General features: G+C 57.1%; 17 protein-coding genes and 1 pseudogene. 14 read left to right on the forward strand and 4 right to left on the reverse strand.

Annotated elements, in window-relative coordinates; genetic code table 11:
* The first annotated feature begins 89 nt into the window (after positions 1–89).
* From BM352_RS12510 to BM352_RS12540, 7 genes and pseudogenes are all read left to right on the forward strand, one after another.
* The gene (locus tag BM352_RS12510; RefSeq protein ID WP_090217299.1) at positions 90–1,559 is read left to right on the forward strand and encodes a tetratricopeptide repeat protein; all 1,470 of its coding nucleotides are present in this window, start codon (positions 90–92) and stop codon (positions 1,557–1,559) included.
* A 567-nt stretch (positions 1,560–2,126) separates the two neighbouring features.
* The gene (locus tag BM352_RS12515; RefSeq protein ID WP_090217301.1) at positions 2,127–3,014 is read left to right on the forward strand and encodes a LysR family transcriptional regulator; all 888 of its coding nucleotides are present in this window, start codon (positions 2,127–2,129) and stop codon (positions 3,012–3,014) included.
* Positions 3,015–3,119: 105 nt separating this feature from the next.
* The gene (wrbA, locus tag BM352_RS12520) at positions 3,120–3,743 is read left to right on the forward strand and encodes an NAD(P)H:quinone oxidoreductase (RefSeq protein WP_090217304.1); all 624 of its coding nucleotides are present in this window, start codon (positions 3,120–3,122) and stop codon (positions 3,741–3,743) included.
* A complete protein-coding gene (locus tag BM352_RS12525) occupies positions 3,743–4,393 on the forward strand; it encodes a DsbA family oxidoreductase (protein ID WP_090217306.1) in 651 nt (216 codons plus the stop codon). The genes wrbA and BM352_RS12525 overlap by 1 nt, the downstream gene beginning before the upstream one ends.
* A 194-nt stretch (positions 4,394–4,587) precedes the next feature.
* Positions 4,588–5,466 (forward strand): EamA family transporter, encoded by an 879-nt coding sequence (locus BM352_RS12530; RefSeq protein WP_090217309.1) that lies wholly within the window; start codon positions 4,588–4,590, stop codon positions 5,464–5,466.
* A 357-nt stretch (positions 5,467–5,823) separates the two neighbouring features.
* A pseudogene (locus BM352_RS12535) lies at positions 5,824–6,428 on the forward strand (DUF4386 domain-containing protein).
* A gap of 65 nt (positions 6,429–6,493) precedes the next feature.
* Positions 6,494–6,976, forward strand: a complete 483-nt coding sequence (locus tag BM352_RS12540) for a VOC family protein (RefSeq protein WP_090217312.1) — start codon at positions 6,494–6,496, stop codon at positions 6,974–6,976.
* A 261-nt stretch (positions 6,977–7,237) separates the two neighbouring features.
* On the opposite strand, the gene BM352_RS12545 is transcribed toward BM352_RS12540, so the two are convergent.
* Positions 7,238–8,131, reverse strand: a complete 894-nt coding sequence (locus tag BM352_RS12545) for a LysR family transcriptional regulator (RefSeq protein ID WP_175500676.1) — start codon at positions 8,129–8,131, stop codon at positions 7,238–7,240.
* A 94-nt stretch (positions 8,132–8,225) separates the two neighbouring features.
* On the opposite strand from BM352_RS12545, the gene BM352_RS12550 reads away from it, so the two are divergent.
* From BM352_RS12550 to BM352_RS12575, 6 genes are all read left to right on the forward strand, one after another.
* A complete protein-coding gene (locus BM352_RS12550) occupies positions 8,226–8,519 on the forward strand; it encodes a DUF2218 domain-containing protein (protein WP_090217317.1) in 294 nt (97 codons plus the stop codon).
* Positions 8,520–8,570: 51 nt separating this feature from the next.
* Positions 8,571–9,041 carry an ester cyclase gene (locus BM352_RS12555; RefSeq protein ID WP_090217319.1) on the forward strand — a complete coding sequence of 157 codons (471 nt, stop codon included), beginning with the start codon at positions 8,571–8,573 and terminating at the stop codon, positions 9,039–9,041.
* Positions 9,042–9,119: 78 nt separating this feature from the next.
* Positions 9,120–9,965, forward strand: a complete 846-nt coding sequence (locus BM352_RS12560) for an NAD(P)H-binding protein (RefSeq protein ID WP_090217321.1) — start codon at positions 9,120–9,122, stop codon at positions 9,963–9,965.
* A 165-nt stretch (positions 9,966–10,130) separates the two neighbouring features.
* A complete protein-coding gene (locus tag BM352_RS12565) occupies positions 10,131–11,471 on the forward strand; it encodes a ferredoxin reductase family protein (RefSeq protein WP_090217323.1) in 1,341 nt (446 codons plus the stop codon).
* A gap of 50 nt (positions 11,472–11,521) precedes the next feature.
* Positions 11,522–12,334 (forward strand): glutathione S-transferase family protein, encoded by an 813-nt coding sequence (locus BM352_RS12570; protein WP_175500677.1) that lies wholly within the window; start codon positions 11,522–11,524, stop codon positions 12,332–12,334.
* Positions 12,335–12,457: 123 nt separating this feature from the next.
* A complete protein-coding gene (locus BM352_RS12575; protein ID WP_090217327.1) occupies positions 12,458–13,153 on the forward strand; it encodes a hypothetical protein in 696 nt (231 codons plus the stop codon).
* Between the two features lie 306 nt (positions 13,154–13,459).
* Here BM352_RS12575 and BM352_RS12580 read toward each other — a convergent pair whose 3' ends face one another.
* From BM352_RS12580 to hemB, 3 genes are all read right to left on the reverse strand, one after another.
* Positions 13,460–14,017: a lipid-binding SYLF domain-containing protein gene (locus BM352_RS12580; protein ID WP_090217328.1), complete on the reverse strand. Its 558-nt coding sequence runs from the start codon at positions 14,015–14,017 to the stop codon at positions 13,460–13,462.
* Between the two features lie 128 nt (positions 14,018–14,145).
* Positions 14,146–14,532, reverse strand: coding sequence for a hypothetical protein (locus BM352_RS12585; protein ID WP_090217331.1), 387 nt, complete (start codon positions 14,530–14,532; stop codon positions 14,146–14,148).
* Entirely contained in the window at positions 14,529–15,533 is a 1,005-nt protein-coding gene (gene hemB, locus BM352_RS12590) for a porphobilinogen synthase (protein WP_090217333.1), read from the reverse strand. Before hemB ends, BM352_RS12585 begins: the two co-directional genes overlap by 4 nt.
* Positions 15,534–15,696: 163 nt before the next feature.
* Here hemB and BM352_RS12595 point away from each other — a divergent pair, with 163 nt between their 5' ends.
* On the forward strand, positions 15,697–16,218 hold the full coding sequence (locus tag BM352_RS12595; RefSeq protein ID WP_090217334.1) for a component of SufBCD complex: 522 nt from the start codon (positions 15,697–15,699) through the stop codon (positions 16,216–16,218).
* The last annotated feature ends 1 nt before the right edge of the window (position 16,219 follow it).

Genomic DNA, 16,219 nt, shown 5'->3' on the forward strand with positions numbered 1-16,219 from the left:
TCAAGACAAGTTCGGTGCGGATAGCGCCCAATCTCGCTCGTTAGCGTCAGATATTAGGGCGCCTCTTAGAAACCCAAGGGAGAAAAACGATGCCTTACCCCAAATTACGCCATCACGTCGCACTTGCTGCGCTGTTGGCCAGCTTCGCCACGCCATACGCAGCCATTGCCAAAAACGTGGACTTACAAACGACTTGTACGGCCCAAGCGGACGAGGCCGTCGACGAAGGGCTCAGCCTCTTGCACAACATGATGTATATTGCTGCCGAAGCTGCCTTTAATCGTGCCGCAGAGGCTGACCCCACCTGTGCGATGGCCGACTGGGGCGTTGCCTTGGCGAATTTCCATCCGCTCTGGCCCGGCGGTCCAGTCGAGGCTGAAACTCAGCGCGGACGTTACGCTGTGCAAAGACTGGCCTCCAAAGCCGCAGGCAACGCCCTTGAGCAGAGCTTTGTTGACGCTGCGATGGCGTTTTATGCACCGGAGCACGAAACCTATCCCCTACGGCTCGCGGCTTGGGCGGCGGCACAGAATTCGGCCTACGAACAGAACCCCGACAACCTAGATGCAGCGGCACTTGCTGCGCTTGCGCGTCTTGCAACGGCGCCCCGCGGTCCGGACCGCATCAAAGTGAACGCGGAAGTCGGCGATCTGCTGGACGGTCTGCACACGAGGGCACCAGATCATCCCGGTGTCATTCACTATGCGATCCACGCCTATGACAATCCGCCTCTCAAGGAGCGTGGTCTGCCCTATGCGGAAATCTACGACAAGGTCGCGCCTGAGGATGCACACGCGCTGCATATGCCCGCCCATATTTTCACGCAAACCGGAGATTGGTCGAAATCCGTGAACCTAAATCGTCGCGCAGCCGAGGCGGCACTGAAGCATTCCGGTGATGTGATCCAGACCCACTACGTCCATGCCGTTGACTATACGACCTATGGCTATCTTCAACTGGGGCAACCGGAAAAAGCAAAGGTGCAAGTTAATGAAATGCTGGCAATGGACAATCATCAAGTCAGTTTTGGCGGCGCGTTTGCTTTGGCAGCGGCCCCTGTGCGGCTTTTGCTGGAGCAGGAAAAATGGGCTGAGGCGGCAGCCCTTTCGCCCAACATGCACCCGTCCATTCCGTGGGACAAGTTTCCACAGGCTGTCACTATGCGGTGGTTTGCCAAAGGTATTGGTGCCGCACGCAGCAATGACGTGGCCACTGCGCGGTCCGCTGTTGCCGAATTGAAGTCGCTGCACGAAGCACTAATCGTCCGCAAACTGGGCTATTGGGCAAAGCTGACTGAAGCTCAAATTCTAAGCGTTGAGGCGTGGATCGAATTTGCCGAAGGCAACGAAGACCTGGCCGTCACACATCAAACTAAAGCCGCGGATATCGAAGACCAAGTCGGCAAAAGTCCCGTTACACCCGGTCACGTTCTTCCCGCGCGAGAGCTCTTGGGCGATCTGATGACCAGCCTCGGACGGATAGACGCCGCAGCAGAAGCCTACCGCGCAACGCTCGCCCATTCACCAAACCGAGCGAGAAGTCTCACTTCTTTGAAGTGATCAACGCAAAAAATCTCGCCGCCACGCAGTTAGTAGCTTGGCGGCGCGCCAGGCCGTCGAGACATTTCATCTTGTTGTCAATTATAGTTCTCAGATTGTTGGGGATGGCTCAGACCGGCTCAGGCCATTGGAGTTCGGAAAGAAATCCTTTTTTTTGAACGTCGGCTGTGCGCGGATTGAGGTCGTATGGGTGGCGTCCAGCATCCGTGACTCTGGGCTCACTCCGGACCTTCGCCGCAACCGGCACGGATGACTGCAACGCGGACAAACGCACAGTACGGCCATTCTACTCATAGTGATGCTCTTGATCCATAGCGGCCCTTGGCTGCCAGCGCTGCATTGCATGGTTTTCGAGGGGTGATCAACCGATGATCCTGGCCTCGCATCAAATCGCGAATGCTTGGCCATCCAAATCGGTCGTTTATATGGGTGCTTTCTGTCTCACCGTTCAAGAGGATTGTAACGGTTACTATGCAACTGTTCATTCCAGGACCGGCTTCTGGCATAGTGATGCTGGGGAACTAAAAGAGGAACGCCGTCCCAACCGGGACCTAAGAATACTGAGCAATGGACAAACTTTCGGTCATGAACGCATTCTGCCGGATCGTCGATCGCGGCAATTTCGCTCGCGCAGCCGAGGATCTTGGCGTGTCATCGGCACTGCTCAGCCGCGAGGTGAAGCTGCTCGAAGAGAGCCTTTGCTGCGTGCTTCTCACTCGGACCACACGCACCATGTCGCTGACCGACCATGGACGTCACTACTATGATCAGGCTCAGGCGATATTGGACGCGGTCGGACAGGTTGAAGACCGGATACGGCGGCATTCAGGCGAGGTGCGCGGAAATCTCAGGATCAATGCGCCGAACTCCTATGGGCAGATTGTGCTGTCGCCGCTGATACCTGAATTTCTGACCCAACATCCCGATCTTGAAGTGACGCTGTCGCTGGATGATCGAGTTATCGACATGATCGAAGGTGGGTTCGATCTGTCGATCCGCATTCGCGCCGAGTTACCGGATTCAGCGTTGGTTGCGCGCAGGCTTTCCACTGTCCGCCAGCGCCTGTTTGCCAGCCCGGACTATCTTGCGCAGGCCGGCACACCAAAGACGCCGACGGCGCTACGTGACCATGCGACCGCAGCCTACATGCTCGCTGACGATGCACTGCACTGGACGCTGACAGGACGGGATAGAACTGAGGTGATCACCCTGGCGCCACGGCTCAGGGTCGGGTCAAGTTTGGTCTTGCAGGATCTGCTGATCGCAGGGTTCGGGATCGGTGCTCTACCGGATTTCATATCTGACATCCCGGAGGCGGATGGGCGACTTGTGCGGGTCTTGCCAGACTACGAGCTGCCGCCACGCTACGTTTTCGCCGTGACCGCCTCGCGGCTGGGGTCTGACGCCAAGGTCACGGCCTTTCTCGATCAACTACGCGCCACCCTCGCGCCCTGACATTCTTTACGCCCGGTAAAATATGATTTGCGCAAAGCCCGGTTAATCCAGCGCCGCCAAATGCGCATCCTCTGAGCAACGAAATAAACAGCTCAAGAGGATCACATGACCCGCATACTCGTTCTTTACTACTCCAGCTACGGCCATGTCCGCACGCTCGCCGAGGCCGAGGCCGAAGGTGCGCGAACAGTGACAGGCGCAATCGTCGATATTCGCCGAGTGCCCGAAACCGTTCCGGCTCACATCCGCAAGTCCTCCGGCTTTATCGAAGATGATACGCCCGAGGCTGCCCCCGCCGATATGGCAAATTATGACGCAATCATTTTTGGCACGCCGACACGGTTCGGCATGATGGCAAGCCAAATGAAACAATTCCTCGATATGGCTGGTGGCCTTTGGGCGCAGAATGCTTTGATCGGCAAGGTCGGCGCGGTGTTTGCCTCGACCGGATCGCAGCATGGTGGTCACGAGGCGACGATGCTGTCCTCGCATATCCCGCTTTTGCATTTCGGTATGGTGATTGCCGGCATGCCTTACACTTTTGCCGGTCAGACCACCCGCGACGGCATCATCGGTGGCGCGCCTTATGGCGCCGGAACGATTGCCGGGGCGGACGGTGCGTTGCAGCCAACGGAAACCGATCTTGCCGGTGCCCGATTTCAGGGCGCACATGTCGCCCGGCTCGCCGTTGCGCTGAGTTCGGCGCGGTCCTTGGCAGAGGTTGCGTGATGTCCAGCCGACCCGATCTTACCCTCGATTTCTTTCACGACGTCGTCTGCTGCTGGTGCTTCAATATCTCGTCGCGGATGCGCAGGTTGACCTCCGAGTTCGATCTCGACGTCCGGCACCGCACCTTCGTGCTGCAAGCAAGTCCTGCCGAAATGCGCGTGCGTTGGGGAAGTCCCGACGAAGCGCGTCAAACCATCCTTGGCCACTGGGACACCTGCCGCGCCGTAAGCGATCAGCCAGAGTTGATTGATGTCGATGCCATGCGCCAAGCAGACTTTGACTATCCGCATGGATACACCGCCGCGCTGGCCTGCAAGGCGGCAGAGGTTTTAGGTGGACAGGAACTACACTGGACACTGTTCGACCGGATCCAGCTTGCGCACCTGTCCGAGGCCCGCAATATCGCCGACCCTGCGGAACTCACGCAACTTGCTCAGGATGTCGGGCTTGATCCCGATCAGTTCGCATTGGCGATGACCGATCCGGCGATAGCGCGCGACGTCGAGGCCGACCGCCAACACGCCCGCGCTTTGCAGGTGCGTGCAATCCCAGCCCTTGTGGTTCGCGAAACGGGTACCCGCCTTGTGAACGGCCCACTTGACGACCTGCGCGCGCAAATCCGCGCCGCAATTCACCTCAATCCCAACTGAAGAAAGGCACATTCGATGTTTCGCAAACCTTCCCCCCGCTCTGAAGCGCGCCGTCACCGGCGCGGCGTTCCACGCGATCTTTCACCGCGCTTGATGCGCGATATCGGTCTTGAACCATGGCCCGACCGGTCCGTTACGATCCCCCGCCTTTGGTAGCCGTCCGCGCTGCCAACGGCCCAAAAAGGAGCCCCGCTATGTCCCGCATGAAGGATACCATTCTCACCGCGCTCGCCCCGGCAGTCTGGGGCAGTACCTACCTTGTCACGACGCAGTCACTGCCTGCCGATGTTCCGCTGACGCTCGCGGTGCTCAGGGCATTGCCCGCGGGGCTCCTTCTTTTGATGGTCACCCGAAACCTGCCGTCGCGGGTCTGGATCGGGCGGGTCTTCCTGCTTGGTGCTTTCAATTTTGCGATCTTTTGGTCGCTGCTTTTCATTGCCGCCTATCGTCTTCCGGGCGGTGTTGCGGCCACACTGGGCGCGACGCAAACGTTAATGGTGCTTGGCCTATCGCGCGCCTTGCTCGGCACAGGCATCCGCCCGGCCTCGGTGCTTGCTGCATTTGCGGGCATCGGTGGGGTCGCACTTCTCGTTCTCGTTCCGCAAGCAACCCTTGATCCTGTCGGGATAGCCGCCGGATTGGGCGGAGCCGCGTCGATGGCCTTGGGCACGGTTTTGTCCCGTAAATGGCAACCACCTGTGCCAGCCCTTACGTTCACGGCTTGGCAGCTGACGGCAGGGGGCTTGCTGCTCTTGCCTGTGGCGCTTGTTTTCGAACCGACCCTGCCGCCACTCACACCAATCAATCTGGCGGGGCTTGTCTGGCTCGGCCTAATCGGTGCGGCGGTGACGTATTGGCTCTGGTTTCGCGGCGTCGCCCGAATTGAACCTGGTGCCGTATCGATGCTTGGCCTGATGAGCCCGCTAACCGCAGTTCTGCTGGGATGGCTCTGGCTCGACCAGTCCCTGACGCCCCAGCAAACCATCGGCGCGGCGATCCTGCTCGCCTCGGTCTCGCTCGGCCAGATCGCCAATCTCCCGCAAAGTTTCACAAAAAGAAATATTGCCGCATGAAGAGCACTACCTCCCTGACCTCTGCCGCTTTTTTTATTCAGCCCTTTGCTGCGCTTGCTGACGATGGCACTGTAGTCTCTGATAGTGTGCCGCTTTACCATACCGACGAAGGCACCGGACCCGCTGTTGTGATTTTGACGCTTTCACCGGTTCGTTGGCCTTGTGGGAGAGCAACGGACTTGTGCCGCTCGCCACACTTTTCACGGAAACCGTTTCGGCCTTCCTGAAGGACTGACAACCCTCAACGAAAGGAATAGACCTATGCATACACGGCTAACCCAAACCGAAATTACGACCGCGCGCAGCGCTGGATTGCTTTACCTCGTCATCATTGTGTGCGGGATCAGCGCAGAAGTCATGCTGCGCGGCCCGTTGATCAACCTATTGGACGCTAGAGGCACCGCGGAGGCAATTCTTGCGTCGCTGGGACGTTTCCGGCTTTCCATTGTCTTTGATCTGATCATGGCGCTGGCCGATGCCGGACTTGCGGTCTTGCTCTTCGTGCTGTTCCGCCCTGTTGCTCCCAGCTTGCACTTGCCGCGATGGTCTTCCGGCTGGTGCAGTCGGTGATCATAGGCGCGAACCTGATGAACTTGCAGGCTGCTTTGCTTCTATTGACGGGCAGCCAGGAAACCGCTGCGCTCGCCCTTGGACAGGCCGACGCGTTGAGCCTGTTGTTTCTCAACCTGCCTGGTCATGGCTACGATCTCGGGTTGGTGTTCTTCGGCATCAATAGCCTGATGACAGGTGCCCTGATCTGGCGCGCCGGGTTTATTCACAAGGCTATTGGCGCAGGCATCGCATTGGCTGGCGTCGTCTATCTGATCGGCAGCGCCCTGCGGTTCTTCGCGCCAGAGCTTTCGGCAACGTTTGCTCCGGCCTACGGGCTGACCGCGATCGCCGAAACCGCGTACTGTTTGTGGCTATTGTCTGCAGGGAAATTCGCATGGAACCGTGGTTGAGGCCATCGGCTCACGGTTTCACTGGATCCGACTTTGTTGTATAGTGAATGATCAGGAGAAGCTTGATGACTGAACGAGGTTTCACTGTCCGCGCCCTTGGCGAAATCGCCATCAGGTGCATTGATCTTGACGCGATGGTCGCGTTCTACCGCGACGTGATCGGGCTTGTACCGCTGGGTGATCCGGACAACGGCCGCATTGTTTTTTTCCGCATTGCTGAAGGGTTTGGCGGCCATACCGCTGTGTTGGCGCTTTTTCGTCACGACATCGAAGGCGCAGGCCACACCAAGGCGGGTGACGTCCCGCCCGTGACAGGTTCGGGGTCATCGCTACATCACATTGCGCTCAGCCTGCCCTGGGAGGAACAAGGCGCCGTCATTGCATGGTACGAAAAACTCGGTCGGGACTACACCATAGAAACGTTCGATTGGGTCGGGTGGCGCGGTGTCTTTACCTTCGATCCCGACGGCAACACCGTCGAACTTGTCGCCAAGAACCCGCAGTGGAGCGAGTGTTCAAGCCCATCACCAGAACTTACTACCCGTTGAACCACTCTGCAAAGCGGACGTTGGCCGCGCAGCAGCAAGTCGGGGGTATGGGCTCAAAGCTGCCGTTAGCCGCGCATGCATAAAGCTTTTTTGCTGGGCAAAAGGTGAATTCGCTGCGGGTGCGCCAATGTTGGCTTTGCGTAGCGACTGAATGGCTTGCAGCAATCAGGAAAAAACTATCGGTTTGGCGCGATGAGGCAAGGTCTTCTTGGCCGACTCGCAAATCTGGCAAGCGGCAGGGGCGGGTTTGATGTGGATGTTTCACAACATTAAATCTGAACGATGCTCGATGAAGTGGTCGATCAAACGACGCGTAAGTGCCTTTTGCGGGCCAATGTCGGGCCAAACGGCGTAGATGCCCAGCATTGGCAGGTTCCAATCCGGCAAAACGCGCACCAGACGGCCCTGCGCAAGAGCGTGTTCAATCTCCCCAACGGGTACGTGCCAAATACCAAGCCCCGCCAGCACAGCAGCTTTGGCAGCCGTCACGGTGTTCACCTCAATGCGCATATTTATGGGGTCGAACTGGATCGAATGCCCGTCACGCTCCAAGGTCATCACCGACGGAATTTGGGTGACGGCAATAAAATCATTCTCGGCGAGGTCATCGGGCGATTCAATTGGAGGACGTTTGGACAGGTATTCTGGTGACGCAACGAGCCAGCGTTTGAAATCCGCAATGCGACGGCTTTTCAGGCTACTGCTGCGCAGTGTGCCAAGCCGGATCGCCAGATCAAATCCATCCTTGACCAGATCAGTTGGCGTATCGCTGCAATGAAGCGATATCGCGACCATCGGGTGCAGTTTGGCAAATTCCCACAGCGCGTCATGGAGGCGACCTTGTTCGCCAAATGCGGGCATCGCGACATGTAACGCCCCGACGGGTTCATCATCCCCCGCATTGATCGCATCAAGGGCTTCTTCTCCGGCCGTGACCATGCGGCGTGCCGGTTCAAGGGCGATCCGTCCTTCAGGCGTCAGCGACATCGACCGTGTGGATCGGAAGAACAGCGTGACACCCTGCCGCTTTTCGAGGCGCGATAGATGGTGACTGATGACAGAGGTCGAAAGCTTTAGCCTGCGCCCTGCCGCGCTAAGGCTGCCCGTATCGGCAATCGCCACAAACACGGCGAGGCTTCGGTAGTCGTCAATCATCTTTCTAATTCCTGCAAGAATGATTTCTGACAACATAGGATAATCGAAAAGATAAGTTCTGTCTATTTCTAGGTTCAACAGAAAGGAGACAGCAATGTTCACAAACACCGTTCGTATCACGACAACACGCGCAAGCACCTACTTGCAGCAACTTTGCAAACACTTCGGACACAAGGTTGAGGTGCAGTTTGATCCACACTCAGGTCACATCAAATTCCCTTTTGGCCAATGTGACCTGAGTACTGAGCAAGACAGTCTTGTCCTGACTGTCACCGCCGAAAATCAAGCAGACCAGACCAAAATCAGAAGCGTAATTGCCAGCCACCTTGAACGGTTCGCGTTTCGCGAAAACCCCAAAATCGAATGGCAGCCCAAAACAGCCGCCTAATCGAAACCATATCAACCAACGCAACCCTCAAACTTGAAACTGGAGAAGACCATGACACTTAAATCACTCATCGCATCCCTAGCAATTGCTACCGCCGCAACAGGTGCCTTTGCTGACGACACTTCGACCGTGACCACCTTCTATGACCTACTCAGCAATCCCGGCTCTGCAGAGCACGTTGCAGCATTCGAAGCCGCGACATCGGATGGTTGGGTCAGCTTGGGCGACTATTCTGGCAACGAGAAAACCCGCGAGGCTTTCCTTGGTCAAATGGGCGGCTTTGCCCAACTGATGCCGGACCTGAACTGGGCCATTCAGGACATGCACCAAGACGGTGACACATTCATCGTGCGCAGCCGCGCCACAGGCACACCTGTCGCGCCGTTCTTCGGTGTTGATGGTCAGGGCCGCAGCTTTGACATCATGACAATCGACATTCACGAACTCGAAGATGGTGTCATTGTGCGCACCTATCACGTGGAAGATTGGGCGGGCGCATTGCAACAGCTGTCCGGCCAGTAACCGCACCCCAACAAGCGTCGGTGCCTTAGGGCATCGGCGTTCCACCACCGCCTCGCCACCGTATTGAAAGGCCGTAACATGACCATCGCAGTAACCGCCGTATCAGGCCAATTGGGCGGCGCAATCGCCCGCAATCTGATGACAACCGGCAAAGGGGAAACCATCATTGGCCTTGCGCGGACTCCGACGAAGGCCCACGACCTGGGCATTGAAATCCGCGCAGGCGATTACAGCCAGCCCTCGCAGTTGCGCACATCCTTAAAAGGCGTCGATACGGTGTTGCTTGTATCCGGCATGGACGCTCCGGATGCCCGCATCCATCAGCACCGCAACGTCATTGAAGCCGCCAAATCGGCAGGCGTGCGCAAGATTGTCTACACCAGCGTTCAGGGTGCCGAAGAAGGCACCAGTTTTTCACCGATCATACAAAGCAATCGACAGACCGAAGCGGATGTGCGTGACAGCGGCCTTGATTGGGTCATCGGTCGCAACGGGATCTATATCGAGCCTGACGTGGAGTATATCGAGACCTATCGGAAGACGGGCGAAATCGCCAATTGCGCGGGCGACGGTCGGTGCGGTTACACAACCCGCCCAGAACTGGCCTTCGCCTATGCCCGTATGCTCACCGGAGCCGAGCACAATGGGCACACCTATAACCTTCACGGCGCGCACCTGTCTCAAAGCAAACTGACGGACTACATGAACGGTGCTTTCGGGACGTCATTGATCTACCGGCCGAAGTCTGTCGAAGACTACAAGGCCGACCGCATTGCCGAATTGGGTGACTTCATAGGCCCGATCATCGCAGGCATTTACCAAGGCATTCGTGATGGCGCGCTCGACAATTCCAGCGATTTTGAGGCTGCCGCAGGTCGCGCGCATCAAAGCTGGGATGACTATTTTGGCTCGCTGCGAGCTTGATGGGCATTAAGTGCAGAATTGTCTTCTCACCTCAAAACCCACACGTCATTTAATTTCTCGTCACATCGACGGAAACCGGTCCAGCGGACGTAATAAATCTGGATGGCTACTTTTTGTCGCCGACCTGTGTTTCCCCTCGTTCTTAACGCCCCGAAAGTCCCTCTCATGAAAAACATCAAAATCGCACTCTGGGGTATTCCCGCCTTGTTGACGGTGCTTTGGGTCGCAGCAGCGCTGCCGTTTCCCGAGACGCTCAGCGTAATCGCGATCCGCAACCTTCTGGTGCAGTATTCCGGCGTGCTGAGTCTGGGCGTGATGAGCGTAGCTATGATCCTAGCCACGCGGGCGAAATGGATCGAGCCTTGGCTGAACGGGCTCGACAAATCCTACCGGTTGCACAAATGGCTGGGTATCATGGTGCTGGTGACGTCCGTGGTTCACTGGTTCGCATCCAATGCTCCGAAATGGGCAGTATCTTTGGGCCTGATGGAGGCACCTGAACGCGGCGCTCCGTCTGGAGCGGTGCCAGACATCGGGGCAATTCAAGCGTTTTTCAACAGTCAGCGCGGCTTGGCCGAAACGCTGGGCGACCTGCCATTCAAGATATTGGTTATTCTGACCGTCATCGCACTGGTCAGACGTATTCCTTACAAGTTTTTCGCCAAGACCCACACGCTCTTGGCCGTTACTTATCTGGCGTTCGTTTTCCATGGCACCGCATTGCTCGACTTCGCGGCATGGACACAGCCCCTAGGGATTGTTGTTGCCCTTCTGATGGTCGGCGGTGTGATTTCGGCGCTGCTGGCACTCACGCGTCAAATCGGGCGCGGCAACAGAGTATCGGGCAAGGTCGAGGCCATCCGGACCTTCCCGGAGTTGGACGCAACGGCGGTGAATATCGCGATGGAGACAGGCTGGAATGGCCACGAAGCAGGGCAGTTCGCCTTTATTACGTTCGATCGCAAGGAAGGTAAGCATCCGTTCACGATTGCCTCTGCTTGGGATCCGGCCGCGCGCAGCATAACCGTGATTTCCAAGGCACTCGGCGATTACACTAAATTCCTGCCCGATATGTTGAAGGCTGGTGGTGAGGCCATTGTTGAAGGCCCTTATGGGCGTTTCACTTTCGAAGATGCGAAGCAACGCCAGATCTGGATCGGCGGCGGTGTTGGCATCACGCCCTTCATTGCGAAGATGAAGGAACTGGCGGCTACGCCCGGCACCAAAACCATCGATCTGATCCACAGCACCAAGGAACATTCCCCAGAGGCACTGGAAATGCTGCAATCAGATGCCGAGGCGGCGGGCATCACCATACATTTACTTGTCGATGACCGCGACGGCTTCCTCACCGGCGATCGGCTTCGCGACCTGGTGCCTGATTGGAAATCGGCCTCGGTCTGGTTCTGCGGGCCCGCGGGTTTCGGCGAAGCGCTGCGCCACGATCTTTTGGCGAACGGCTTTGCAGCCCGCGATTTCCATCAAGAGCTATTCAACATGCGCTGAGCGGCCGCTGAACCGTGTCCCAGTCTGGCATCCGCAAAAGGACAATGATCATGCCTATTCTACACACCGAAGATCCCGCTATTACGTCGCTCAAGGGCATTCACCTTTATCATGCGGGTATTTCCAACTGCTCCATGCGGGTCCGCCTTGCGCTGGAGGAGAAAGGTTTGAAGTGGGTGTCCCATGAGGTCGACCTCGGACATCAGAAAAACCTCGAGCCTTGGTATTTGGCAATCAACCCCACGGGGTTAGTGCCCGCATTGGTGCATGATGGCGTTCCGGTAACGGAGTCCAACGACATCCTTCACTACCTCGAAGCAGAGTTCCCGGAACCAGCCTTGCTTTCTTCTGACCCATCCCTTGCGACGGAGGCGATTGAATGGGTCGATTTGGCCGCCTCGCTTCACATGAAGGCGATCAAGACATGGGTCTATGGCAGCACAGGTGGGGCCACGAAAAAACGATCTGATATGGCGCATTACGCCGAAATCCAGCCTGACAAATCGCTCGTCGAGTTTCACGAGCACGCGCTTGGTGGATTTACCGATGAAGAAGTCGAGGCCGCGCGCAAAATGCTTGTTGATGTGTTTCAACGCATGGAACGCCGTCTTAAAGATCACGAATACCTCGTCGGTGAGGCGCAATCGCTCGCTGATATCGCATGGGTGCCGCAATATGTGCTTCTGACCATGCTCGGCTTCGATTTCAGCCTGTACCCCGGGATTATTGCGTGGGCAAAGCGCCAAGAACAGCGGCCCTCGTATGACCCTGCCGTCGCTCGCTGGCTGCCGAATGTTCCCGGTTGGGTTTTGCGGTTGGGCGGCAAGGTCAAGCGGGTGTATCGCAAACTGAAGGCCGCATAGGTATTGGCAAGGGGGCTATAATAATATCGAGCAAAGCCGCGTGCTAAGATTGATCGTCATGGTTTTCAGGCCTACGGTTTCGGGCGTATATATTGCCCTATCGCCGAGACAGAACCTGCCGTGATGAAAAACCTGTTTCAGCCGACATGGACAAGCCTAGCCCTCGTTGTCGGATTGATTGCGACGGCCTGGACCATGTCTAGCATCGGATATTACCAACTTGCTGGCCTGTTGGGAAAACCGGGTGGATACAACGAAGGCCCCCGTGTGTTCGCCCTCTACTATGGTATTTGGTGCCTCGTTGTTTTTGCGATCTTCCACCCGGCATTGTCGGCTTGGGCCAAAAGATCCTCACCTCCCGAGGATCGCATCGCGCTGTTTGTCATGCTGACAGCCTGCGCATTGTTTACATTTGCTGTTCTGCCATTTCTTCCGGCAGCGGATATTCCGACCGAAGAAAGCGTAAACGAAATCATCATTGCAGAGCCTTGGTACTTTCTCCCTAAAACAATTGAGATTCTCTTTCAGCAGATTCTGATGACGGCATTGGTCGTAGCACTCGCGGCACAAAAATTGCGCATTGGGCAGATCGCATTTCTTACCGCAGTCTTGTTTGGCGGTTTTCATCTGACCCTGGCATTGGATGGCGCGAACCCATTCTATGTACTGAGGTACACAATCGCTGCGACGCTATTCGGAGCGGTTACGCCCTATCAAATGCTGAAAATGCGAAACGGGTTTGTGTATTCTTTCGCGCTGCATTGGGGTTGGTATGCCTTTGACACCATGGTCTGGCGTTTCGTGTTCCCTGAAACCTGAAGGTAGAGCGATATCAGCGGTTATCGGCAAGCCAAAGCCACGTAGAATGCAACTAGGTTTGATCTAATCGCAGGTGATCGGGGAATGATTTGCCTGATGAATCTGCATCGCCGCAAAAGCCGTCAGATAACCAGTCGCGAACAGCTGGCTTTTCAGTTTTTCACGCCGGCTCCGGAGCGCATTGTGTGCTTTGGTTCACTTTGCAGCAAAAGACACTTTGGGCTCTAAGCTGCTGGTCGCGTCGAAACACAATCACGCAATTCGGAAGAGCCTTTCCTCAAAGCTCTCCCGCCAATCTGCGTCCCTCTACGGGATGATGCGGCTGTATTTGTTGCCTTCAACTTGTGCGCCCGCAATCAGGCCCGCTTGGCCAAAGACCACAGCAATCACCGGTGTCAGCGCTGTGGTTGTGTCCACGCCCAAGTTGCCGGCATCATTGGCCACCGCGTAGCGTGCGTCCGCACCCAACGTCCAACCCGGGGAGCGGCGGAAGTCGGAAAGCGCCTGCTCGGTCATGAAGAACAACGCGTGCGCGTATTGCTGAGCACCAATCTGGAAGCCGAAGCTGGCCGCGGTGGTTGAATAGTAATCCACCGTGACGTCATTGACGCGCAAAGCACCGCGACCGTAAGAGCCGCCGATGCCAAAGCCTGCTTCAGAGACCAGAGGCATCATCAAAATGCCAGTCGCCTTGTTCGCCAGATCGGTCGTGCCGCCGACATTGTTGTACATAAAGTCGAATGCGCTATCCACACGGGCGTCGATCTTCGCGCCGCCTTGGGAGTTCACACCATTGCCGCAAGCCGCCAACAATGTCGCGCTGCCAGTGGTCGCAAGAAAATTGCGCCGAGAAAGAATGCTCATGGGGTCCGCCTATATCTGTTTTACTGCCTTTGACCTCTAAAAATGGGCCTTGTGGATAAAATAAGGGAAGCAGCGCGCGATGTCACGCGAATTGAGACCCGACATGGGCGGGGGATCGCCGACGTCGATCAGTCGGTTTCAGCGTATATTTCCAAGATCGCGGCATAAGCCTCGCTGGGGCCAACCGTGAACACCCCAGCATTCCCTGCATCGAACGTCTCGCGCCACGTTGCATAGCCGCTCGCAAAGTCATCCGGAGGGGACACTCCGTCCATCACCAGCTCACCTGAACCATCTGCGTTGAATGCTGTCTCGGCAATCGGCGCGTGAGCGACCTGCGGCCAATCCAGTTTTCTGGCCTCTTCGTTCGGCGTGACAGAGACCGACAAAACAGCGCTGTTGGCAGGATCTGCCCCTAGCTCGGCTGCCGTATCAATGCGCCCGATGGTGACGATCAGTTGCGGGCGATCCTCGGTTTCGGGGAAGGTCCAGACTTGGCCAACCACGTAGTTCATGAGTTTAGTAGCTTGGCGACGCGCGGAGCAAAATAGGTCAAGATGCCGTCACAACCCGCGCGTTTGAACGCCATCAGGCTTTCCATCATCACTTGCTCTTCATTTATCCAGCCATTCGCGCCCGCAGCCGCGATCATCGCGTATTCGCCGCTGACTTGGTAGGCATAGGTCGGCGCGCCAAACTGGTCCTTCACGCGTCGGCAGATGTCCAGATAAGGCAAACCGGGCTTCACCATCACCATATCCGCACCTTCCGCCAAATCGCGAGCGACAAGGCGCAGAGCCTCATCAGAATTGGCAGGGTTCATCTGGTAGGTTTTCTTGTCACCCACCAAGGCGCCGGAAGCGCCGACAGCGTCGCGAAACGGTCCATAGAAGGCTGAGGCGTATTTGGCAGAGTAGCTGAGGATGGCCGTGTCTTGGAAACCCTCGGCTTCCAAGGCGGTGCGCATAGCGCCGATGCGCCCGTCCATCATGTCAGACGGCCCAAGAATATCTGCGCCTGCCGCCGCCTGTGCCAGCGCCATTTTCACCAGTGCCTCGACCGTTTCGTCATTGACGATCACGCCGTCGCGCACGATGCCGTCATGCCCGTTGGCGTTATAGGGGTCCAGCGCCACATCCGTCATAATCGCGACCTCCGGCACAGCCGACTTGATCGCCGCGGTGGCTCGGTTTGACAGGTTGTCAGAGGCCCATGCCAACTCGCACGCTTCGGTTTTCAAAGAGGGATCAGTGTAGGGAAAGATACAGATCGCCGGGATGCCAAGATCGCGCGCTTCTTTTGCAGCAGCCACAGCGCGGTCAATCGTCAAGCGCGACACTCCGGGCATCGAGGGGATCGGGTGCGCGTCATTGTCGCCCTCCATCACAAAGATTGGCCAGATCAGATCATTGACGCTCAGCACGTTTTCGGCGGCCAGCCCGCGCAATGCAGGACTACGGCGCAAGCGACGCAGGCGGGTGGCGGGGTAGGGCGCAGAAATAGGCGTGAGGGGCATGCGTGCAGGGCCTTCATCGGGAAGCAGGATGAGTCAGTCGTGGCACGATTGCCAAGCCGCCTCAAGTGCCTAGCCCGAAAACACCGCCCTTGGCCTTTCCATCGCCTTAATCCCCGACTAGGGTGCGCGCTCACGACAACCCCCATCCAAGAGGCGCCAAAGCGTGGATTTCTACACAACCGCTTTCGAGCTTATCGACATGCGCTCGTTCTCGAACCTCTGGTTCTGGATTACATTGGCCTATGCGTGGTCTGCGGCGTCCCATTATGTGATTGGCGTCCCGTATGACGTGGTCGCGCGTGCCGTGAAATACGGCGGGCAGGTCGAGCAGGACCTAAAGGACCTTGTCCGCGTCAACGCTAACCGCTTCATCTATATCGCAGACAACGCCGGTAACTGGCTGGTCGGGTTCGCTTTTTTCGCGCTGACGGCCATGGCCATGTTGGGATTTTATTACGGCATGGAATTCAGCCAAGCGCTGTTCATGATCTTCGCCCCGATGTCATTGGTTTTCGGCCTGTCGGTGCGCTGTGCGCGCCGGATCGACCACACGTCGCTGGCCGATATTCGCCAGAAACTGCGCCGCCAAAGGTTGGCTATTCAGGTGATCGGAATGATCTCGATTCTGGTCACGTCGATGTGGGGGATGTTCCACAACCTGTCTGTGGGCGTGCTGGGCGGTTGAC

It is taken from the genome of Litoreibacter janthinus (assembly GCF_900111945.1).
In the GTDB taxonomy this organism is placed as follows: Bacteria; Pseudomonadota; Alphaproteobacteria; order Rhodobacterales; family Rhodobacteraceae; genus Litoreibacter; species Litoreibacter janthinus.